The sequence below is a fragment of the Pedobacter gandavensis genome (genome assembly GCF_032678745.1).
Classification (GTDB): Bacteria; Bacteroidota; Bacteroidia; order Sphingobacteriales; family Sphingobacteriaceae; genus Pedobacter; species Pedobacter gandavensis_C.
In genome coordinates, this window is sequence record NZ_JAVTST010000002.1 from 328,594 (window position 1) to 350,852 (window position 22,259).

Here is a 22,259-nt window from a genome sequence, read left to right on the forward strand (position 1 = left end):
GAAATCAATATGAAAATTACGGCACAAGAAGAATATGGTTTGCGAATACTCCTTCGCGTAGCACGATCTGATCAGGAAGAAGGCATTACTATCCAGGCACTAAGCGAAGTGGAAGGCTTGTCTATTGCCTATGTGAGTAAGCTAAGTCGACTGTTACGAATCGCAGGCTACCTGCAAAGTACTCCAGGAAATAAAGGTGGTTACCTGCTGGCTATGCCTGCCAGTCAAATTAACATCAATCAGGTATTGAAAATCCTTGGAGGGGCATTGTTCAGTAAAAAGTTTTGTGAAGATTATCCCGGCTCTGAAAAATTATGCACGAATTCTGTAGACTGTTCCATCAGGTCCTTATGGCAAATGATACAACTGACGGTAGACCAGCTCCTGGACAAGGTAAGTTTACAAGATTTAATCAGTCAGGAGCAAGCCTCTACTGATATATTAAAATTAATTTTAACCATTCCTGCCACAAAACCCTCCTTAAAAGCCTAAGATAAGGCATTCTAAAGTATTTTAAAATAAAGACTACTAATTTAGTATACTTTATATATATTTGCTCCTGTTGTCACAACAACTACTTTATAGTCATGTGGCCGAGTGGTTAGGTGTGGGTCTGCAAAACCTTTTACGGCGGTTCGAATCCGCCCATGACGTCATTAAAAGCTTGTCTTCGGACAGGCTTTTTTTCAATAAATTCATTTGAAAAATATTGGGCAAAAAGAAACGGGGATATAGCTTCCAGCCACATCCCCGTCATCTAAATTAACGCTCTCATATATAAGACGACTAAATCATCTGATTATTGTATGAGGCGTAAAAAAAATTATTTCTCATAGAACTCTATGGGCAGTAAATCAGGATCAGCGATAAAGGTAAAACGCTTATCGGTAAATTCATCCACCCTAATCGGCTCTGAGTTTACTCCTTTTTCTTTCAATACCTCTATTACATGTTCTAAATCCTCCACTTGAAAAGCAAGGTGCCTTAAACCTACAGATTCTGGTCTGGAAGGACGTTCAGGTGGGTTAGGAAAAGAGAAAAGTTCTATTACATACACTCCATTCAACGCAAGGTCAAGCTTGTAAGAATCTCTTTCTGCCCGATATACTTCCCTGATGATGGTTAAACCCAATACATCTGTATAAAAACGTTTAGAAACATTATAATCGCTGCAAATAATTGCAATATGGTGTACTTTACTTAACATGGAATTATTTTGAAGTTATGGTGAGCTGATAAATCTGTCCTTTACTACCTGCAAGTAGGATTAAATCACCTGCTTTTGACTTTTGAATCACATTCATGCTAACCTCTGAAATATTATACCAGTTTTTTCCACCATCAGAAGAAACATCTGTTCCTGAGCTGCCTGTAGCAACCAAGGTTTTTTCAGTGATATAAACGACACCAGAACGATAGCCATCCACTGGTTTAGCTGGTTTGACCCAAGTTTTACCACCATTACTGGTCAATAAAACATTGTTTTCATTTTCTTTATCTTTCAGGTAATTACCACCCACGATCACTCCATGATCTTCATCATAAAAATCCATAGAAAAGGGGCCAGTACTGCTTTCGCCCTGAAGAATCGGACATTCAAAAACTTGCCAGGTAGATCCAAAATTACTGGAATAGTAGATATTTGACACCTTTCCTCCGGTAGCAATCCATACTTTTCCATTGCCCATCGTTTTAATGGTAGTTCCGCTGGCTGCAAAAGCCGCCTCACCAATACCCATTTTAGCTTGAAGATTTTCTGAAATATCATTCCAGGTAACTCCAGCATCAATCGTTCTTAGCAATTGCATTTTACTATTAATCGGATCACCAAAAACAATACCACGCTGGTCATTCCAGAATCCCATTCCATCTAAAAATATAGCTGAGTCCAGATTTTTATAACGCTCAGTCCAGGTCTTCCCGCCATCAGTAGTTTGCAAAATATAAGCAGGGGAACCTGCATTTACGACAATTGCTTTATCAGCATCAAAGGCTTCAATGTCTCTGAAATCTAGTTTTTCACGACCTTCAGGTTTGATCCATTCCCAGGTTTTCCCGGCGTCAATAGTTTTACCAATATGGCCATTACTACCACTTACCCAGGCTACCTGATCAGAAACTACACTCATTCCACGCAGACTCGTATTTTCCCCTGATATAAGCGGAATCAAATCGTAGGTTTGTGAAAATGAGTATAAAGGAAAAAATAATAAACAAAAAATAAGTCCTCTCATCTATTTAAATCTTTTCCAAACATCCGTCCTACCTATCAGAGAGAAACCAATATATCCTCTCACATTCAATTGTCCATTACTCTTAAGGCTCATATTACAGCTGTAAGTCTTTCCTACTTTTGGATCGTAAATCGTACCATCTACCCATTTACCATTCTCATAAACAAAGTCTTTTAGCATTTCAAGGCCTAATACTGGTCTCCTTTTTAAATTATCAGCAGGATTCTTCACATCCAGCTTTGGATCCCCCTTCTCATCTTTAGGTTCTTTTAACCAAACGATTTTACCAAAGAAGCGGTCTCCTTTTTTAAAAATATCAATGTGCGCTTCACCTGAAGAATTAACCCATTGTCCCACTATAGCATCGCTAGTTTGAGAAAATCCGGATAAAGAAATTACGGTGAATAGAAGTAACAACGAAATGTATCTCATATTTCATATTTTAAATGTACCTAAAGTTACTAAATAGCCCCTAGATTAAGAAGGAACAACAAAATTAGCGCTTTGTTTCTTATTCTGGTTTTTGATAAGGGATATCGAATTTAAAATGACAACCTTTTCCTGCATCGCTTTCCACGCTGATGTGTCCATTTTGAAGTTCGATCAACTGCTTACAGATATACAGCCCTAATCCCGTACCAGGTTTTCCTGCAGATCGATTTGCTTGATAATATCTGGTAAAAAGTTTTCCTTGTTGATCCTTAGGAATACCAATCCCCGTATCTATGATGCTCACATTCAACAATATTGTATTTCCATCAACAGTATTCAAATTGACTTTTACCACTACCCCACCCTGATCCGTATACTTTACAGCGTTGTTGAGGAGATTGATCATGATTTGTTTTAATCTAAAAGGATCTCCATTAACCATCGCTTCTTCTTCCCCGGTAAATTCCGCTGATAAAGAGATTTGTTTTCTTTCTGCAATAAAAGTCATGGCAGCAACCGTTTCTTTAATCTCCACGCAAGGCTGAAAAGAAACAATTTTCAATGCAGTTTCTTTTTGGTGATCAATTTTGCTCACATCCAAAATATCATTGATGGTATCCATCAGCATACTGGAAGATAAATTGATAGAGTTCAGTTTCTTTTTCTGATCATCATTCAAAGGGCTACGATTTAAAAGGTAAATCAGGCCAGTTATGGTAGTTAGCGGGTTTCTAATCTCATGACTCATGATGGCCAGCATTTCCGATTTCTGTTCGGCCAATGCTACTGCACGTTCATTCTCACGGATATAATTATCTTCTGATTTTCCTGCTTTACGGATATAAATGATCAGTAAAATGATAAAAATAAGGATCATTAAAACTGCCACTCCTGTAAAACTATTCATGTCATTCGTAGCGGATTGGTATTGGTTGAGCATTTCTGTTCTGGCTTTTTCCCAATCATTCAAATGAATATCTTTTAGTTCCTGAACCAATTGATGCAATTGAATAACCAGACTTAAATTGGCAGAAATCAGCTGCTGATTGGATTTCGCCAACCGTCCATTTTCTTCATTTAATTTCCTTAGAATATCACCCTGAGAATGGCTTTGTTTTCTCAGTACCGACCTATTTACAGAATCACGGATTTGCTTTTCCCGATTTACAGTAACTACCTTAACCGACTGTGCATTTTCCTGTTTATTCTCAATTGCGTCTTGAAGACGTTTAAATAGTCCTTTTTTCTTTTGCTCAGGTTTGATAACCCGAACCGAAGTGTCTGCCTTTCCAGTACTTCTTTTAATAGTAGTGTTAAACTTATACTTCTCAATAACATCTTTTGATGGCTGTCCACCGATACTTTGAATATTTGTAATCCTTAGTAGAGAATCGAAGTTATGTTTGAGACTAAAAATCTCATTAGAAATCATCAATTTATCATCAAATGCTTTCCCCAATTGTGCTTTATTCGCGGATAACATTCTTGTACTGTCCAGATCATATTTTTTCAGTATCACTTCGATCTGATTAAATGTACGGGTAAGTTTAGTTTTATAATCTTCCAGCTTCTGACTCTCCCCATATAGAATAGCCTGCTGAAAATCACTCTCAGCGCCATTTAAGTCCAGCAAGATATTACTGATCTCCTGGTTCTGTGCATGCCCCCTCAATTGTTCCGCCAGCGTATCCAGTTTTTTAAAGATGGAATGCCTCAGCAACAAAGAACCTGCAGCGATTAAAAAAGTGAAGGCAAGAAATAAAATGAAAAGTTTACGGAGATTATTAGAGGTTTCACCTGTTTTGTTAACGAGCATATAGGATTTTAAAAATTGCTTCAAAAAAAATAATGGACTGCAAATTTATCATTATTTATCCAGTATAACGGAAGAAAGATCAGTAAATCAACCGTATACAAAACATCATAAATAGGAAAAACGAATTTCCAATCTATAAAAGCTTTCAGGCATTTAAAATTTAGGTCTAAAGCTTTCTGTCCTTGATCCTACATCAGCCAATATTTCCAGGAAGATATTTCCTATTTTGCATAATGAATTTCAGTAGAATTGAACCACATCCTGATTTAAATGAATTTATAGAATGCTACTGGACCATGCAATCCGATGAAGCAAGCCCAAGTATAGAAAAAATTATTCCTGATGGTTTCACAGAGCTTATTTTCAACTATGGGAGTGTATATAAATCAAAAAACAAAGATGGTTGGTGCTTGCAAACGCCAAATTTACTGGCCGGCCAAATCAGCAGTTATTTTTACCTGGAAAATACCGGGCCAACTGCATCTGTTGCGATTAAGTTAAAGCCGGCAGCACTTACCCAGCTATTTTCTCTAAACATGAACCAGTATCTGGATAAAATTGTTGATTTGGACACCTTCCCTAATACTGAACTGGCTAGCCTTAAAGAAAAAATACTCCCTTTTAAGGATGAAAAGATATTGAAACAAGTTTTGGATGATTATTTTATTTCCAAAAGTACTGCTGCTACCGAAAATCCAATTAAAGATACCCTATCCCTGATATTCAACTCAAATGGTATGGCTACTGTTGCTGAAATGCTCGCTGTGGCCAAGGTTGGCGAACGACAGCTGGAACGTTTATTCAAGAAATATGTTGGCCTTTCTCCAAAATACTATTCACGAATTATACGCTTTAACTACATATTTCTACTCCTCAAATCCAAACACTGTACCTGGTCTGAAATTGTATTTAGATCCGGGTATTACGATCAATCTCACTTTATCCGGAACTTCAAAGCCTTTACCGGGGAGGATCCTTCGGCTTATTTTTTTGAAGAGAAGAATATGGCCAATTTCTTTTTAAACAAAACAGATTAACAAGTCGGTTTTGTACAATACTGCTTACTGAAATGTCCTTATTTTCGAAATAAAAAACATGATGAACAAACTAAAAACACTGTTAATTCTGTCGGCATTTTTATTCATAAACACCGTATACGGTCAGAATAGTAGCACAGAAAAACTCAAGAAACTTGAATGGTTAACTGGCAAATGGGTTCGTACCAATGCTAAAGCCGGAGAATCGGGCTACGAAAAATGGGAAAAATCCTCCGGTTCAAAACTCAGTGGAAAAGGAGTTACGCTTAAGGGAAAAGAAGTTGTGTTCGTAGAGGATATGGACTTTGAATTAAAAGGAAAAGACCTGTATTATGTGGTGAGGGTGACTGGCGAAAAGCAACCTACTTATTTCAAGCTTACTGCATTAAGTACTGATGGTTTTGTATGTGAGAATCCTCAAAACGAATTCCCAAAGAAGATCAGCTATAAGAGAAAAGGGAATAACTTAAAAGCGGTCATTTCCGGAGGTGGTCAAAGTGTGGATTATAACTTCATTAAAGGCAAATAGAAAAGGAAAGCATCAGAAAAATGTTGACCTTTGCCCCTACCCATTTTTAGGTATATAAAATTACAGCTTAGAGAAAAAGAAAGGATGAATTTGACGACAGAAGAAGAAGTGATACTGGTTGATGAAAATGATAACCCAATAGGAACTATGCCAAAACTGGAGGCACACCTTGAAGGCAAACTTCATAGAGCCTTCTCCGTTTTTATCTTTAATAGTGCCGGAGAACTTTTACTACAACAACGCGCTTTTGATAAATATCATTCTGCTGGAAAATGGACAAATACTTGCTGTAGTCATCCCAGACCCGACGAACTGACTATAGATGCTGCACACAGAAGGTTAAAAGAAGAAATGGGAATGGAATCCGAACTCATTCCTGTTTTTAACTTTTCTTACCGTGCAGAACTTGAAAATGGATTGATTGAAAATGAATATGACCATGTTTATTTTGGAAGTACAGATACGTTGCCAATTCCCAATCCACAAGAAGTAGCTGATTTCAAATATATGACGATGGAGGCGCTAGAGCAGAGTTTACACCATCAGGATCAAGACTATACCGCATGGTTAAAAATATGCTTTGAACAAGTAATGGAAGCATACAGAAAAAACTACAATTAGGACATAAAAAAAGCAGGTTGAAGGTTTCCTAAAAAACACATCAACCTGCTCTAAAGTACCGATCAGCAGGGATACTTTGAAGATTTGCATCTCTTTTTATTGCTTATTGAGCCAATAATTGAAGATTTGGAGAGAAAAAAATTCATTTGATCAGGCATCAAAAATCAAGGTAATTTTCGATTAAGATACCTTGACCAGATTATAATAGAACAAAAAACTTGGCAAATATCAAAGTAACTACTGTAGAATTTTGCCGAACTATCCGACCAGTAAGGATACTTCTTGCCATGGAGAAGCGGGCAAACTTTAGGATAAACATGACAAAACCGCCGTTTAAGCAACGTTTGTTTTTATTTCACTTTTACCACTACCTTCCCTTTTGTACGGCCACTTTCTACATAAGCTAAAGCATCGTTGGTTTGTTCAAATGGAAACACCTTGTCAAGCACGGGACTGATCACACCTGTTTCAATCAATGAAGTGATTTCGCTCAATTGTTTGCCATCTGCCCTCATAAATAAAAAAGAGTAGTCAGCACCAAGTTTTTTAGCTTTTTTTCTAATGCCAAAACTAATAAGCGATAAGACGGTTTTAACAACCCAAGAGGCACCAATTGCTTCGGCAAAAGCCGGTGTTGGTGGTCCAGAAATCGAAATCACCTTCCCTCCACGTCTTAAGATCCGTAATGATTTTTCAAGTGTCTTTGTATCTTGGCTGTTCAGTACAAGATCATAATCTTTCAGTACGTTTTCAAAATCTTCCTTCTTGTAATCAATCAGTACATCTGCTCCAAGTTCCTTCAGCATTGCAAAGCTTTTTTCACTTGCAGTTGTAGCCACGGTTGCCCCCAGATGTTTAGCCAGCTGAATAGCAATTGTACCTACCCCACCCGAGCCCGCCTGAATAAATACTTTCTGTCCTTTTTTCAGATTGGCCTTTTCTACGAGGGCTTGCCATGCGGTGAGGGCAACCAAAGGAATAGATGCAGCTTCTTCCATCGTAATATTCTTTGGCTTAAGTGCAATATCTTTCTCATTGATGGCAATATACTCTGCAAAGGTACCAATGTGAAAATCAGCAACTCGGGCATAGATTTCATCGCCTACCTTAAAGCGTGTCACTTGTGTGCCTACCTTAGTAATTACCCCAGCTACGTCATGTCCCAAAATGAGTGGCATTTTATAGGGCAGTATCATTTTAAATTCGCCAGATTTTATCTTGGCATCAAGCACATTAAGGCCAGAAGCTCGGATTTCTACCAATACTTCATCTTCTTTTACGATCGGAGCAGGCACATCAATAAGTTCAAGAACGCCCTTTTTATCGTATTTTTTTATTGCGAATGCTTTCATCTTATGATTTTAAGGTTGCATTTGTTTTCTTCGGATTGATCAATCCAAAGGCTAATTTAGGGAAAAAGCGATTGAAGAAATAGATGAGCTTCGAATCACCTACCCGAATGGTGTACCGATCCTGCTCAAGCCCTTTTATCAATTCCTTAACCAGTTGCTCGGGGCTAATTTTCTTATCTTTCCTATCGGCCACCATATCCGTGTCAACCAAAGGTGGCAACAGTTCAAAAACCTTTACCTTGACACCCAGAATTTTTAAGTGCTCTCTTAGGGATTTGGTGTAAAAAGCCAACGCGCTTTTGGATGCCGAATAGGTAGCCTCTATGAGTGAAGGCACAATACTCAAAATTGAAGTGGTATTTATGATTGCACTTTCCTCCCTTGATTTTAGCATCTCCATAAAAAGGTTGTTGAGACGGACAACGCCAAGATAATTCACCTGGATTTCATACGCAGCTCCTTTCAAATGCGCATCATTTGAAAGGCCTAAGTTTATTGGCGGTACACCAACGCCTGCATTGTTATAGAGTATATCGATACCGCCAAGTTGTTTTACCTTATCAAAAAGCGCATATGCGTGATCTTCATTTCCAGCATCACTTTGTATGGTAATCAGGTTTGGATATGCTTTTTTGGCTGCCTCCAGTTTATCCTGATTTCTGCCCGTAATGATCACTTTTGCACCAATCTGCAGAAACTGTTTTGCAGCTTCAAGTCCTATACCCGATCCTCCGCCGGTGATGAGGATACTTTTCCCTTTTAAATTCATTGCCTTTCTTAATTAATGGGGAACATTTTCTGTTATTGGAATAACCAGTTCGTGGATTTTCTTCGTATCGCCAACCGGAACTTCAAATTGATTTTTCTCTAATGCTATAAATAACTCATCCGCTACTTCCGATGCTGGAATTCCATTTGCCCCACCAATTTCGACAGAAAAATCGGTATTCACCAAAGGCGGATAAAGTTCATACACATTTAGGTTTCTGTTTTCTGAAAAGGTATCTCTCAGCCCTTGGGTGTAGCTATGTAGCGCTGCTTTGCTTGCAGAATAAGTAGGCAAATATTTGTTAGATCTGAATACCGCGATCGAAGAAACATTTACAATTGCCGCTTCTTCTTGTTGCAAAAGCAATGGCAACGTAAGCGCAGTAAAATCAATTACACTAATATAATTGGTATTAATTTCCTCGTAAGCTTTTTCTGCTGCGTTATTATTATTGTCGCTTAAATCGTTCATAAAAGCAGCCCCAGCATTATTAATGATGATATTTACGTCGGCATGTTTACTTTTTAATTCTTCTGCAATTTTCAACCTATCAGCTTTGACCGATAAATCGCCCTGAATTGCAATGGCATTATCCAATTGTTTCAGGGCGTTTTGCAAACGTTCTTCATTACGTCCGTTAATGATGATCTTGTTGCCTGCTGCACTAAGTTTTTTAGCGATAGCTAAGCCAATTCCGGCGCTCCCGCCGCTAATAAATATCGTGTTTCCTGTAGTTTTCATTTTGCTCTGTTATTTATTGTTGTTTGCGACAGGGACTGCAGCGGCATCCCCCGATTTTTCATCGGGAATATAGCGGAGCCCACCCGATCGCCCAAATATTTCTTAATGATTAAGACTAGGATAATCGGTGTATCCTTTTTCGCCCGGGGTATAAAAAGTTGCTTGATCTGGTTGGGTTAGCGCTGCATCTGTTTTGAAACGTTCTACTAAATCTGGATTGGCAATGAATGGAACGCCAAAAGACACCAAATCAGCATCTCCATCCTTTAGTACCTGATTGGCTGTTTCCTTTGTAAACGCCCTATTGATAATGATGGTGCCGTTATAAATTTTACGGAAGTGCTTTGCAACTTCTTGGATTGCATCTGAAAGTGCAGAAACATCTGTAAATGGCTCTATCAAGTGGATGTAGGCCAGGCCATAACCATTAAGTTTGTTCACTATATAATCATATAAAGGGATCGTTTCGTCATCAACTAAAATGCCCATAATTCCATTAAGCGATGGATTTAGACGAACTGCGACACGCCTGATATCGACAACTTCTTTCAATTCATCTAAAATTTCAAACAAGATGCGTGCACGGTTTTCGATAGAACCGCCATATTCATCTTCCCTATGATTGGTATTTTTACTAAAGAACTGTTGCAGCAGGTAACCATTGGCACCATGCAGTTCAACACCGTCGAAACCAGCCTCGAAAGCATTGATAGTAGCCTGCTTAAAATCATTTACCGTTCTTTTAATATCTTCAACAGTCATTGGTTGTGGGGCTTCAGATGGTTTAAAACCCTCCGCTGTGAATACCTGCTGCCCAGGATTTACGTCTGAAGGCGCTAATGGTTTCTTTCCATCATGAAGATCAGGATGGGAATATGCTCCTGTATGCCAAAGCTGGGCAAATATTTTTCCGCCTTGTTGATGTACTGCATCTGTAGTCAGTTTCCATCCCTGTATCTGGTCTTTACTATAGATACCTGGTACATTTACTACACCAACAGCCTCTTTGCTGATAAAAGTTCCTTCGGTAATGATTAGTCCGGCACTTGCACGTTGTTTATAATACAGCGCTGTAAGCTCCGTAGCTAAGTTCCCAGGGTTTGCGGAACGGCTCCTTGTCATTGGGGCCATGACGGTTCTATTGTTTAATTTTAGCTCGTTTAAGCTATATGGTTCAAAGATTAATGCTGTTTCCATTGCACGTATAAATTATTTTAGTAAATTTGCTTGCGTTTTGCAAGTGCAAATATACAAACAACTTTCATTTTGCAAGTGATTTTATAGTTTATTTTATGGATGATTTAAAAAAGAGGTCTGATTGCCCTATCAGCAGCTCTCTAGACATTTGGGGAGACAAGTGGTCGCTGCTTATTGTTAGGGATTTAATGTTTTCTAAACAGTGTACTTATGGCGATTTCTTAAAATCGGATGAAAAAATAGCGACCAATATATTGGCTTCCCGATTACAGATGCTGGAAACAAATGGGGTAATTACGAAACAGGACCACCCGGACAGTAAAGCTAAGGTCTTATATAAACTAACCCAAAAAGGTGTTGATCTGCTTCCTTTAATGATCGAAATTAACTTATGGGCTGATAAATATTTTAAGCTTCCGGCAGATAGCAAAGCGATACTAGAAGAAGTTAAAAAAGATAAGGAAGGTTTTATTAGGGACCAAACAGTTGCACTATTAAATAATAGCTAGAGAATTCCTTTAACTCATTAGTTTTTAACACATAAAAGGTTATGATCAAACTATTAAAAAACAAAAAACTGACACTAAATTATATTCCAAATCATGGCGCATGGACCTATAACATTGTTATCCCAGATTCTAGAGACATTAAGGGTAAATGGGGATACATCAAGGTTTCTGGAACAATAGACGGTTATGAATTTAAGAACATGAATTTAGCACCACGTAAAGGATTGGATATGTATATGTCAGTTAATGCCGAGATCAGGAAAGCAATAGCATGCTTATTTCCGATATGTACCGATCAGCAGGAATATTTTGAACATTTAAATCGCTTTTTATTGCTTATAGAACCCATAATTGAGGATTTAGAGTGGAAGAAATTCATTTAAAGCTCTGGTGATTTTTTAAAAAATTAAGTCTTGTCAAGGCACTTAATACCTTGACAAGATTATAATAGAACAAAAAAGTTGGCATGGATAAAATCTTTTTTGTAAAGTAGTCACAATTTAAATAGTCTGTCGCAATAGTAAGTATTGCGACAGACTATGCATATATTTGTCGCAATACGTTGATTCTTGTCGCAATACACTAATTAAAGCTAAAGTATGACAACAGCCCCTCATATATTAGATGCCTTGAAGAGATATCCAGATGGTGCATCCATTGATGAAATCATTAAAACACTAGATTTAAATATAGAAAAACGCAGCTTACAGCGTCGCTTATTGAATCTTAAAAAACAGGGCGACATCATTGTAACAGGTAAAGCTCGCGCTGTACGATACCACTTGCCCACTCAAACCGAAACTCAGGCAACAAGCGTCTCACTTACTGATCTCATCCCTTTAACAGCAAGTAGCAAGCAGCTCCTAACAGACCTCGCCCAACCTATCCAAAGACGGAAACCTGTTGGCTACCAACGGGAATTCCTGGAATCCTATCGCCCCAACATTGACAGTTACCTAAGTCAGGAAGAAATGCAGCTACTCGCTGAATTTGGAAATACAGCCAAGTTAGATCAACCTGCCGGTACTTATGCTCAACAAATCCTGAACCGTTTGCTCATCGATCTATCCTGGAATTCCAGCAGGTTGGAAGGCAACACCTACACCTTACTTGATACCGAACGATTGATTTCTCTTGGAGAAGCAGACGATAGCAAATCGGCTCTAGATGCCCAGATGATTCTAAATCATAAAGATGCCATTGAATTTATTGTTCAATCAGCCATAGAAATCGGTTTTAACCGCTATACCATTCAAAACCTACATGGGTTACTGGCCAACAACTTATTACCTGATCCCGAGGCCCCTGGTCGACTGCGTACCTTTGGAGTTGGCATCTCCAAATCAGTATATACGCCTCTGGGTATACCACAACTGATTGAAGAAAGCTTCGACCTCATGTTACAAAAAGCAAGACAAATAGAAAACCCATTTGAACAATCCTTTTTCATCATGGTGCAACTCCCCTATCTACAGCCTTTTGACGATGTGAACAAGCGCGTATCAAGATTAGCTGCCAACATTTCATTAAACCAACATAACTTGTCGCCACTCTCTTTTGTGGATGTACCAGATCATCTGTATATACAAGGTACACTAGCCATATATGAAATGAATCGTGTTGACTTGCTAAAGGATGTATTCTTGTGGGCCTACGAACGTTCGGCTGCACGCTATGCTGCACTCCGGCAGTCTTTGGGAGAACCAGATCCCTTCCGCCTGAGATTTCGCGAGCCTATCCGCACTTTGATCACCCGCATCGTCTCTCAGTTAATGGACTCCAAACAGGCATCCGAAAGTATCACCAATTTTGCCACTCAAATTCCTGAAATCGAACGTCCACAATTCATAGAGGCAGTGGAAACCGAATTACTGTCTTTACATGAGGGCAACTTTGCCCGGTATTGGATCAAGCCCAGCGAATTTAAACAATGGAAAACTGCATTCAACAGTTCATCGAAACAATAATATCGCTCCATCTCAACTTTCTACACAGTGTGTAAAATTTATCTTGCTGAGGGTAGGTAAGATAAAATTGTATGAAATTATATAAATTTGAGACTTAGTTTCAACCTAGTAAAATGAAATACCATAATAATTAGATAATAAAGCATGAAAAAAGAGTGGATACCATTAATGATAAAGACAATATCAATAATCCTCGAATAATGATAAATAGTATTTGTGACCCCAACAAAAAAACGTCTGTAGTTTCGATAGGAAGAAATAAAAAAAACATTAATAATTTGATTGAGAATATAAAATCTGCCAACCAGTAACGCCTCTGCAAAAATTAGCAAGCGGTCTGCCTACACAATTAAATTATTTATACCAGCCTCATTGGTCAATAGGCAAGACACCAATTGGAATAAAATAGTTCTAAGCTAATCTCCTCTTCCCCCTTTACCAGACTAACATGAGCAGGAATACTTTGAACAATGCTAGAATAGCTAAAAATAACGATTTTTCATAAAAAACCGGACTTTGAAGAGTTCAAAGTCCGGCTGTACCCAGAAGCAGATTCGAACTGCCACGCCTTTTCAAGCGCCACCCCCTCAAGGTGGTGCGTCTGCCAATTTCGCCACCTGGGTATTTCTCCTACAAATATATATTTATTCGCAGAATATACTTAAGCCATCATAGGCTAATTTAATATTTTTCGGTAATTCTTCTTCTACCTCCTCATGCAAGCCCAAATTATGGCTAATATGAGTCAGGTAAGTCATTTCCGCTCCTATCTTTTCTGCAAAATCAATGGCCTCTTTTAAGGTAAAATGGGAAATATGCTCTTCATGTTGAAGGGCATTAATCACTAGGACCTTGGTTCCCTTTACTTTTTCTATCGTTTCTTCAGAGATGGTTTTGGCATCGGTGATATAGGTAAAATCATGAATTCTAAAACCCAGAATCGGCAGTTTATAATGCATGATATTTAATGGGATCACTGTGGTATTGCCAATTTCAAAAGGCTGATCAGTAATTGTATGTACATCTATCTGTGGCAATCCAGGATAATGAGTTTCAGCGAAAATATAAGAAAACTCTCTTTTTAAAGCCTCCTGAACACGTGTAGTCGCATAAATATCAATGTTCTTTTTCAATAGATAATTAAAAGGCCTGATGTCATCCAAACCAGCCACATGGTCTTTATGCTCATGAGTATAGAGAATTGCATCCAGATCCTTCACATTTGCGCGCAACATCTGGTACCTGAAATCAGGACCGCTATCAATGACGATGGTCTTATCCCCCATTTCAACCAGTACAGAAACCCTAAGTCGCTTATTCTTATGGTCTGTCGACTGACAAACCACACAATTGCAGGTAATGACTGGAATACCTTGGGAAGTACCTGTTCCTAAAAATGTAACTTTCAAAATTGATGAGTTGAGACCATATCTTCAAAAATAACAAATTACCTTAAGTCTACAACTTCTACTCCTGGATACTTCTTCGGATCAAAGGAAAAAGTACTTTCCGGAACTTTCAGGTTTGTTATCATCTTTTTCACAGTATAGCTGTATTTATTCCCGCCTTTATCAAAAATGACTACTGTTCCAATCTGTTTCGCTGCCTTATCAATTCCTAAACGGATCTTAAAGTATGATTTACTAACGTCTATAGGAGCCAGATCAATCATTTGATATACTTTGCCACCAACCTTACTTTCGCCGGTATAGCCGTATTTAAAGCCTATTTCGTAAATGGTGAATATTTGAGCTGGATTTAAGGCATCACCGCTATGATCAGCGTCTGTTACCTGTACTTCTTTATCTTCTTTTAAATAAGTCCATTGCGTTTTACCATCACTAATCAATTCCTGATTCGTCATCGTGACGCGGTACTTATTTGTTTTCGCTTTAACAATTAATGTTCCTTGTTGTGTTTCTTTAAGCTTCGCTTGTGCATTATCTAAACTGAAGGTGAAATCGGCTTTCACCACATCAAAAGAACGGTATTTCTTACTTACCTCTGCCAATATTGCTTTCGCCTTCGCATCTTGCTGTGCATAACCGGAAAATCCAAAACCTGTCAATACCAGCAACGACCATATTATTTTTCTCATCTATATTCTCTTTTCGGGTTAATTATTCTTCAGGTCAGTCAAGAACTGTTCCAAAGCATAATCGTCAGGAATCAACACCTCTCTCGCTTTACTACCTTCAAAAGGTCCTACTACACCCGTGGCTTCCAGCTGATCAATGATTCTTCCTGCCCTGTTATAACCCAACTTCAACTTCCTTTGAATCAAAGAAGTAGAACCCTGTTGGTGCATCACGATTAGACGTGCGGCCTCTTCAAACATGGAGTCACGGTCTTTAGGATCGAAATCCGATTTAGCTGATTCAGCAGCCTCATCTATGTACTCAGGAAGCTGATAAGCCTCTGCATACCCTCTTTGATTACCAATAAAGTCAGAAATACGATCCACCTCAGGTGTATCAACAAAAGCACACTGCAATCGGATCAGGTCATTTCCTGTCGATAACAACATATCTCCTCTACCAATCAATTGATCTGCACCTCCACTATCAAGGATCGTTCTCGAGTCAATTTTAGACAATACCCTAAAGGCCAGTCTGGCAGGGAAATTCGCTTTAATGGTACCTGTGATAATGTTTACCGAAGGACGTTGTGTAGCCAATACAAGGTGAATACCTATCGCACGTGCCAGCTGCGCCAAACGGGCAATCGGGGCTTCCACCTCTTTACCGGCAGTCATCATTAAATCTGCAAACTCATCTACAATTAAGACGATGTAAGGAAGGAAACGGTGTGAATTGTTCGGGTTCAGTTTCCTTTTGATAAACTTCTCATTGTATTCTTTTAGGTTTCTTACCTGCGCATCTTTTAACAAATCATAACGCTGATCCATTTCAATACAAAGTGAGTTCAGGGTATTGATTACCTTTTTCGTATCCGTGATAATGGCATCAGCTTCTCCAGGAAGTTTAGCCAGGAAGTGACGTTCAATTTTATTAAATAAAGTTAACTCTACTTTTTTAGGATCGACCAACACAAATTTAAGTTGCGAAGGGTGTTTCTTATAAAGCAGGGAAACAAGAATCGAGTTGATCCCTACCGACTTACCCTGACCAGTAGCACCCGCCACCAATAAGTGAGGCATTTTGGCTAAATCACCGATATAAACCTCATTGGAAATGGTTTTACCCAATGCAATCGGCAGTTCCATGGTAGTCGTCTGGAATTTCTCCGTCATCAGGATACTTCTCATAGATACCATTTCCGGGTGTAAATTAGGTACCTCAATACCAATTGTACCTTTTCCCGGCATTGGTGCAATAATCCTGATCCCTAATGCCGCTAAACTTAAAGCGATGTCATCTTCCAGATTTTTAATCTTGGAAATTCTTACGCCCGGTGCCGGTATAATCTCATACAAGGTTACCGTTGGACCAATCGTTGCTTTAATTTTATCAATTTCGATATTGTAATGAAGCAGTGTATTGACAATTTTATTCTTATTCGCCTCCAATTCATCTGTATTCACAGAGATCTTGTTGGAACCGTGATTATCTAATAAATCAAGGGTTGGATATTTGTAACTCGACAGATCTAAAGTAGGGTCATAATTACCAAACTGCTCTACGAGGTCATCAGATTTTTTCTCTTCTTCCGTCTTTTCAATCAGCAATTCCAATTCTTGTTCCGGAACAGGGGTAATTTCCATTGGCATCGCTGCAGCAACTGAAACCACCGGTTCTGGTTCTTGCTCTGGTTCTGGTTCCATTACATATTCCCGCTCTAGTGTTGGTACTGGCGGCACTATTGGAGCTGCAACTGGTGGAATTGGAATTACAGGTGTTGTTTCCAATTGGATATTAGCCATTGGAGAAACCGGGGCTCTATGTTCAGGAATGATTTCTCTTTCCAGTTCCCGTTCTTCAAATCTTGTTGAAGGCTGAATACCTACATTTTGCTCCCGCTTCTGATCCCTTGCTAATCGGTCATTTAGTGTAAACTCTACCGAGCCTGAGCGCAATTCATTTTCAGTCCCTTCTTCTTCCTCTTCTGGAACATCAGGAATAATAGCATCCGGTTTTTTACGTTCCGGAAGTTTGAAGTCAATATTATAAGCAATGATCAGGATAGATAGCCCTAAAAAGCCAATTAATCCTGCTACACCAGCCTTTCCGATCTGTGCAGCCAATAATTTATTGGTCCAATAACCAAACTCTCCTTCGAGGAAATGAGGGGCATCGCTGATAAAAGAATGTGCGAAACCAAGGGTTAAGGAAATGAATAATAAAAAGAACAAGCTATACGCAAGTGTTTTTTCAATAGAGAATATTTTCACCTTAAACAGGAGACGGTATCCGATTACAAAAAACACAAAAATGAATAAGAAAGAGGCTAAACCGAACCATTCATAAATGAACTGATGCGCTAATAAAGCACCGATTTTACCCAGCCAGTTAGACACTACCGGATTAATATTTACCTGTTGCAGTTCCTCGTAGGTTTTGAAAAGGTTCCCCCATCCACCATTTGCATCAATCACATAGCTATGATCTTCCTGCCAGGTGAAAAGGTAAGAAGTAAAAGCGATGAGAAAATACAACGACAAAACCACAAACACTAACCCTATGATCTTAAACAACCTACCATTTTGGAAGTCCAATCGAGGCATGATGTTAAATCTTTCTGCGGATGGTCTGGACGCTGTTGACTTCGAGCTTTGCTTATCGCCAGATTCGTTTTTAAACGAATTGGACCTGAATTGATTTCCCCTTACCGACATTTTTCGTGACTAATATTATACACAACAAATATAAAACATATCCTTGTATGTACTAAGTTATTATAAATACATTTAAACGTATACTTATTCAACAAAAATTCTTAGCTCCTTAAATAAATAAAATCAACCGATTTCAGGGACATCATTAAACCTTCTAACACCATCATAGTCATACTCATAGCGTTTAAGTTTTAATTATAGATAAGTTTTGTTTTAAGGTTAATCCTGGCAGGTATTTTTATCTGCCGGGATTTTTTTTATGCTGATATCATTTAAAATTTGTTAATTTATTCCCGTATTTTAAGACTCTAAATCTAACAATGGACATCTCTCAGCTCGAAACACTAATAGAAACAGACAATAAACAAGAGATTTCTGATTTGCTGACCATGCATCCGGAACTAACCAGCCAGGAAACCAGCCATGGGATATCACCACTACTCCTTGCTTGTTATTATAAAAAACCGGTGACTGCAGGAATAATTGCTGGTTTCGCAAAAACCATTACCCTCTTTGAAGCCTGCGCATTAGGCAAGTTTCAAGAAACTGATCAACTACTGATACAGCAACCGGAATTGCTCAATACCACATCGAAAGATGGTTTCACTGCTTTAGGATTGGCCGCTTATTTCGGCCATGAGGAAATCACCAGGTTATTACTTTTCAAGGGGGCAGACGCGAACATTCCAGCAAGTAATGGATTTAATGTTTTTCCTATTCACTCTGCTGTTGCGGCGAAAAGTTTTCCCATTACCAAAATGCTTTTAGAAGCAGGTGCTGATGTGAATGCAAAGCAACAAGCCGGACTAACCGCATTACATGCCGCTGCACAAATTGGAAATATTGAAATTATCATCCTGTTATTAGAACATGGAGCAGCTTTGGACATCAGAATGGAAGGTGGTAAATTACCAACAGACCTTGCTGAAGAAAAAGGTTTCGCAGAGATAGCCGCTATCTTAAAAGTTTAGACATCCCAGATGCGCAACCTGATTTTTTTCACATAATGTCTCACATCCAGCACCAATGCAGCTAGAATGTAAAAGATAATTGGAAAACCAACCGCTAAAAAAGAAGAGTAAATGAAAAACAGCCTGATTTTGCTGATTGAAATATTCAGTCGCTCAGCAAGGTAAGTACATACCCCAAAACTTTGCTTTTCAAAAAATGTAATGATACGTTGGAACATCTTATTGGTTTAATATCTTGATTCCGATACCACAATTTAAGCATTTTTTTTCAGCACAATAGTATTTATTAATTTGAAGTATTCCCTGCGAGAAAAAAGCATTGTCTATAGCGACCCCTGCTTGCAGGTAAGACCTGGTAATCGCATTATTTTCTGCAGGCATCTGCTCGAGCAGCTGCAGTCCGCGATTGATTAAATCGGCCTGATCGGAATACTTCCCATACGCTGATATGATAAGACAAATTGTATTAATGATCAAATGAAAAACCGAACCTGCCCCGAGTTGGACCTCCACCTTTTTTGTTTCCTTTTGAAAATGAAAATGTTGCTCCCAATAAAGGTTGACAGGCAGATTCTGCAATAATTTCTTCAGCTCTGCTAAATCCTCCAACTCCAATATTTTGGAGAATAAACGATCAGATTTCAATAATAAAGCGCAAAACTGTGCTAACCTTAAAGTTGGAAAATTCTGCGGACGCATTCTTAAAAACCGCCAGGCTCCTACTCCGATAGGAACCAGGCCATACTTCTTTTGCAGGAATCGATATTCTTTTTTTAGTTGCCGGGGATAAGCATCCTTGAAAGCACCCGATAAAAAACCAGCTTGCCCAAATACCAGCGCTTCTATCTGGATCGGACGGTCCAAATGCTTCCTGATGATAGACAAGGGTAAGGAATCAGCTAAAAGTTCAAAAGGAATTTCATTCACCTTAAAACCAAAGCTCTTCGCTAAAAAATGATAAAACGTACGCTCCCAATCCCCATTCACTTTGGCCAGATACTGATATACCAATGCTGATTTTTGTGCCAAACGCTCAACCATCATTCTTGATAGAAACCCATTAACAATTACCGGATCTATGGAATGGATCTGCTTTTCACAGGGAAAAGTATGCATTGAATTGACCAACCTTTCATAATGAGTTAAAAGACTTTCCGGGAATAAGTCTTTCAAAATCAAGACGGGGATCAAACTTCCGTCTTTACGATAAATTGCCCGGTCATGCTCATAGACCACGTGTAAAATCACCGCAGCATAAGCAGGATCATCCTGATGGCCATGTAAGAACCAGTCGGAAGACTTCAGATGAATTTCCACATCACCGATCCAGGTCCGGCCTCCAATACTCAATTTAGATTGACTAAAATCCGGTCCTGCGTTTTTATTGGGCATTCCCACTCCCAAAATACTTAGGGGTTCACCAGTTGTACAAAACAGGTTTAGTGCCTGGAACAATCGGAATTGCCAGATAAAATGAAGGAAACTTTCAGGAAATCTCATGAAGTCTAATTTGATTCAAAAGAATTAAATTATCACTATAAGATTGTATAATTATTATTTCCTTCTATAATTGGTAATAAATACCCCCGCAATAATTAACACCGTTGCGATTAAAATATCCACTGTGATGACCTCATCTAACACTAGCCAGCCGAGGAACAGGGCAATCACGGTATTGAAATAAGTAAGAATGGAAACTTCTGTTGGGGAAACCCTTTTCAAAGCATAATGGTAGCAGAAAAAAGTGAATACCGAACCAAAAACCGCCAGATACCCCACAGCCAACAAACTGTGCAAACTCCAGTTACTCACAGAAGTAGGTCCAGAAAACAGGAAAGCCAATGCAAATTGTGCAACTGCAGAAAATGCAAACTGGTAAAACAAATCCAGTAAAATATGGTCTGATTTATGGCTATTTTTCTTGGTATAAATGGTTCCTATAGTCCAACCACTGATGGCAAAACACAGAAACATAATCCCAGTTTTATAATTCGGATCCAGCAACTCACTGATGCCATCTCTAAAGATAAAAACTACGCCTAAAAAAGCGATAACCACGCCTAAAAAGCCTTTCCAACTTGGTTTCTGCAAACCAACCGCTACACATGCCAAGAATACCACCAGCGGATTTAAGGAGTTCAGTAAGGACGTTAAGCCACTCGGAATAGTCTCTTCTGCCACGGTAACCATGCCATTAGCCATCACCACCATCAAAGTAGACAACATAATTTGACGTCTGAGGTAAGGCCAGCCCAACCAGGCCAGTTCTTTCCTATAGATCAAAATCATCATCAGAATCAGGGAAGCAATGGTTTGCCGCATGGCCGCCACAAACCAGGCGGGAATTGTTTCCACCGCCACACGAATACTGAGATAGGTAGTCCCCCATACAATGGCGACTACCAATAACGCCCCAATAAGCTTTAAATCGGTCTTTTGGGTCATATTAATTTAGCTGCCAATAGAATTGCTTCCATTTCCTGCTGTAACTTCAATGCTTCTTCTCTTGCACGTTCTGCAAAATCTTCCCCTTTACTTGCATAAATAATGCCTCTGGAAGAATTCACCAACAAACCACATTCTTTGTTTAAGCCATATTCGCAAACATCCGTTAAGCTTCCACCTTGCGCTCCAACACCTGGAACCAATAGGAAATTATCTGGTGCCAATCTTCTGATGTTTTTAAACTCCAGTCCTCTGGTTGCACCTACTACGTACATCAATTGCTCACTATCTGCCCATTGAGAAGAAATACGAATCACTTCTTCGTATAATTTCCCTTCTGGAGTCTGGTGTAATTGGAAATCACTATGACCAGCATTTGAGGTCAGTGCCAACAAAATCACCCATTTATCTTTGTAATTTAAAAAGGGACTAACTGAATCTTTCCCCATATATGGAGCCACCGTAACCGAGTCAAAACTCATATTTGATTTGGCTTCATTGAAAAAAGCATCCGCATACATCGCAGAAGTATTGCCAATATCTCCTCTTTTTGCATCTGCAATACTGAAAATATCTTCAGGCATATACTGCCAGGTTTTGATCAATGTCTCCCAACCTTTCAATCCCATACATTCATAGAAAGCGGTGTTCGGTTTATAAGCCACACACAAATCTTTGGTGGCATCAATAATCTGCTTATTGAATTCTAAAACCGGATTTTCGTATTTTAGAAGGTGCGGAGGGATATTTTCTAATACAGGATCAAGGCCAACACACAAAAAAGATTTTTTGATCTGGATCTGCTCAAATAGCTGTTTTTTATTCATCTATGCGTAATTTTGTG

At 38.8% G+C, this 22,259-nt stretch carries 23 protein-coding genes and 2 tRNA genes; 9 read left to right on the top strand and 16 right to left on the bottom strand.

Features of this window, described 5'->3' with window-relative positions:
• Positions 1-9 precede the first annotated feature (9 nt).
• Positions 10-492 carry an Rrf2 family transcriptional regulator gene (locus tag R2S10_RS09095; RefSeq protein ID WP_316840133.1) on the top strand — a complete coding sequence of 161 codons (483 nt, stop codon included), beginning with the start codon at positions 10-12 and terminating at the stop codon, positions 490-492.
• A 91-nt stretch (positions 493-583) separates the two neighbouring features.
• Positions 584-654 (top strand) — tRNA-Cys (locus tag R2S10_RS09100).
• Between the two features lie 169 nt (positions 655-823).
• Here the strand turns inward: R2S10_RS09100 and R2S10_RS09105 are convergent.
• The 4 genes from R2S10_RS09105 to R2S10_RS09120 all read right to left on the bottom strand — a co-directional run bounded on the left by R2S10_RS09105 (position 824) and on the right by R2S10_RS09120 (position 4,482).
• The gene (locus tag R2S10_RS09105) at positions 824-1,207 is read right to left on the bottom strand and encodes a VOC family protein (RefSeq protein ID WP_316840134.1); all 384 of its coding nucleotides are present in this window, start codon (positions 1,205-1,207) and stop codon (positions 824-826) included.
• 4 nt (positions 1,208-1,211) lie between these two features.
• On the bottom strand, positions 1,212-2,171 hold the full coding sequence (locus R2S10_RS09110) for a WD40/YVTN/BNR-like repeat-containing protein (RefSeq protein WP_316840135.1): 960 nt from the start codon (positions 2,169-2,171) through the stop codon (positions 1,212-1,214).
• 63 nt (positions 2,172-2,234) lie between these two features.
• Positions 2,235-2,666 (bottom strand): DUF2147 domain-containing protein, encoded by a 432-nt coding sequence (locus tag R2S10_RS09115; protein ID WP_316840136.1) that lies wholly within the window; start codon positions 2,664-2,666, stop codon positions 2,235-2,237.
• A 79-nt stretch (positions 2,667-2,745) separates the two neighbouring features.
• Positions 2,746-4,482 (bottom strand): HAMP domain-containing sensor histidine kinase, encoded by a 1,737-nt coding sequence (locus R2S10_RS09120; protein ID WP_316840137.1) that lies wholly within the window; start codon positions 4,480-4,482, stop codon positions 2,746-2,748.
• A gap of 233 nt (positions 4,483-4,715) precedes the next feature.
• On the opposite strand from R2S10_RS09120, the gene R2S10_RS09125 reads away from it, so the two are divergent.
• The 3 genes from R2S10_RS09125 to idi all read left to right on the top strand — a co-directional run bounded on the left by R2S10_RS09125 (position 4,716) and on the right by idi (position 6,669).
• Complete coding sequence (locus R2S10_RS09125; RefSeq protein ID WP_316840138.1) at positions 4,716-5,519, top strand: helix-turn-helix domain-containing protein; 804 nt, start codon at positions 4,716-4,718, stop codon at positions 5,517-5,519.
• A gap of 58 nt (positions 5,520-5,577) precedes the next feature.
• Positions 5,578-6,048, top strand: a complete 471-nt coding sequence (locus R2S10_RS09130; RefSeq protein WP_316840139.1) for a DUF6265 family protein — start codon at positions 5,578-5,580, stop codon at positions 6,046-6,048.
• Between the two features lie 84 nt (positions 6,049-6,132).
• Positions 6,133-6,669, top strand: coding sequence for an isopentenyl-diphosphate Delta-isomerase (idi, locus tag R2S10_RS09135; protein ID WP_316840140.1), 537 nt, complete (start codon positions 6,133-6,135; stop codon positions 6,667-6,669).
• A gap of 350 nt (positions 6,670-7,019) precedes the next feature.
• Here idi and R2S10_RS09140 read toward each other — a convergent pair whose 3' ends face one another.
• The 4 genes from R2S10_RS09140 to R2S10_RS09155 form a co-directional block, all read right to left on the bottom strand.
• On the bottom strand, positions 7,020-8,021 hold the full coding sequence (locus R2S10_RS09140) for an NADP-dependent oxidoreductase (protein WP_316840141.1): 1,002 nt from the start codon (positions 8,019-8,021) through the stop codon (positions 7,020-7,022).
• 1 nt (position 8,022) lies between these two features.
• Positions 8,023-8,790: an SDR family oxidoreductase gene (locus R2S10_RS09145; RefSeq protein WP_316840142.1), complete on the bottom strand. Its 768-nt coding sequence runs from the start codon at positions 8,788-8,790 to the stop codon at positions 8,023-8,025.
• Positions 8,791-8,802: 12 nt separating this feature from the next.
• Complete coding sequence (locus R2S10_RS09150; RefSeq protein ID WP_316840143.1) at positions 8,803-9,531, bottom strand: SDR family oxidoreductase; 729 nt, start codon at positions 9,529-9,531, stop codon at positions 8,803-8,805.
• Between the two features lie 102 nt (positions 9,532-9,633).
• Positions 9,634-10,728, bottom strand: coding sequence for an alkene reductase (locus R2S10_RS09155; protein ID WP_316840144.1), 1,095 nt, complete (start codon positions 10,726-10,728; stop codon positions 9,634-9,636).
• 95 nt (positions 10,729-10,823) lie between these two features.
• Between R2S10_RS09155 and R2S10_RS09160 the strand changes: the two genes are divergently transcribed.
• From R2S10_RS09160 to R2S10_RS09170, 3 genes are all read left to right on the top strand, one after another.
• The gene (locus R2S10_RS09160) at positions 10,824-11,237 is read left to right on the top strand and encodes a helix-turn-helix domain-containing protein (protein WP_316840145.1); all 414 of its coding nucleotides are present in this window, start codon (positions 10,824-10,826) and stop codon (positions 11,235-11,237) included.
• 41 nt (positions 11,238-11,278) lie between these two features.
• Positions 11,279-11,620: a DUF1905 domain-containing protein gene (locus R2S10_RS09165; RefSeq protein WP_316840146.1), complete on the top strand. Its 342-nt coding sequence runs from the start codon at positions 11,279-11,281 to the stop codon at positions 11,618-11,620.
• Positions 11,621-11,836: 216 nt separating this feature from the next.
• Positions 11,837-13,204, top strand: a complete 1,368-nt coding sequence (locus R2S10_RS09170; protein WP_316840147.1) for a Fic family protein — start codon at positions 11,837-11,839, stop codon at positions 13,202-13,204.
• A 539-nt stretch (positions 13,205-13,743) separates the two neighbouring features.
• On the opposite strand, the gene R2S10_RS09175 is transcribed toward R2S10_RS09170, so the two are convergent.
• The 4 genes from R2S10_RS09175 to R2S10_RS09190 form a co-directional block, all read right to left on the bottom strand.
• Positions 13,744-13,827, bottom strand: a tRNA-Leu gene (locus tag R2S10_RS09175).
• A 21-nt stretch (positions 13,828-13,848) separates the two neighbouring features.
• Positions 13,849-14,613: an MBL fold metallo-hydrolase gene (locus tag R2S10_RS09180; RefSeq protein ID WP_316840148.1), complete on the bottom strand. Its 765-nt coding sequence runs from the start codon at positions 14,611-14,613 to the stop codon at positions 13,849-13,851.
• A gap of 38 nt (positions 14,614-14,651) precedes the next feature.
• Positions 14,652-15,302 (bottom strand): outer membrane lipoprotein carrier protein LolA, encoded by a 651-nt coding sequence (locus R2S10_RS09185; RefSeq protein ID WP_316840149.1) that lies wholly within the window; start codon positions 15,300-15,302, stop codon positions 14,652-14,654.
• An 18-nt stretch (positions 15,303-15,320) separates the two neighbouring features.
• Positions 15,321-17,999, bottom strand: coding sequence for an FtsK/SpoIIIE family DNA translocase (locus tag R2S10_RS09190; protein WP_316840150.1), 2,679 nt, complete (start codon positions 17,997-17,999; stop codon positions 15,321-15,323).
• A gap of 320 nt (positions 18,000-18,319) precedes the next feature.
• Here R2S10_RS09190 and R2S10_RS09195 point away from each other — a divergent pair, with 320 nt between their 5' ends.
• Positions 18,320-18,970, top strand: coding sequence for an ankyrin repeat domain-containing protein (locus R2S10_RS09195; RefSeq protein WP_316840151.1), 651 nt, complete (start codon positions 18,320-18,322; stop codon positions 18,968-18,970).
• Here R2S10_RS09195 and R2S10_RS09200 read toward each other — a convergent pair.
• The 4 genes from R2S10_RS09200 to pyrF are packed head-to-tail and all read right to left on the bottom strand — an operon-like array spanning position 18,967 to position 22,242.
• Entirely contained in the window at positions 18,967-19,188 is a 222-nt protein-coding gene (locus R2S10_RS09200) for a PspC domain-containing protein (RefSeq protein ID WP_265841423.1), read from the bottom strand. The two genes, R2S10_RS09195 and R2S10_RS09200, sit on opposite strands and share 4 nt — an antisense overlap.
• A 1-nt stretch (position 19,189) precedes the next feature.
• Positions 19,190-20,470 (bottom strand): DUF2851 family protein, encoded by a 1,281-nt coding sequence (locus tag R2S10_RS09205; RefSeq protein ID WP_316840152.1) that lies wholly within the window; start codon positions 20,468-20,470, stop codon positions 19,190-19,192.
• A 54-nt stretch (positions 20,471-20,524) separates the two neighbouring features.
• The gene (locus R2S10_RS09210) at positions 20,525-21,415 is read right to left on the bottom strand and encodes a DMT family transporter (protein ID WP_316840153.1); all 891 of its coding nucleotides are present in this window, start codon (positions 21,413-21,415) and stop codon (positions 20,525-20,527) included.
• The gene (pyrF, locus tag R2S10_RS09215) at positions 21,412-22,242 is read right to left on the bottom strand and encodes an orotidine-5'-phosphate decarboxylase (protein WP_316840154.1); all 831 of its coding nucleotides are present in this window, start codon (positions 22,240-22,242) and stop codon (positions 21,412-21,414) included. Before pyrF ends, R2S10_RS09210 begins: the two co-directional genes overlap by 4 nt.
• Positions 22,243-22,259: the final 17 nt, after the last annotated feature.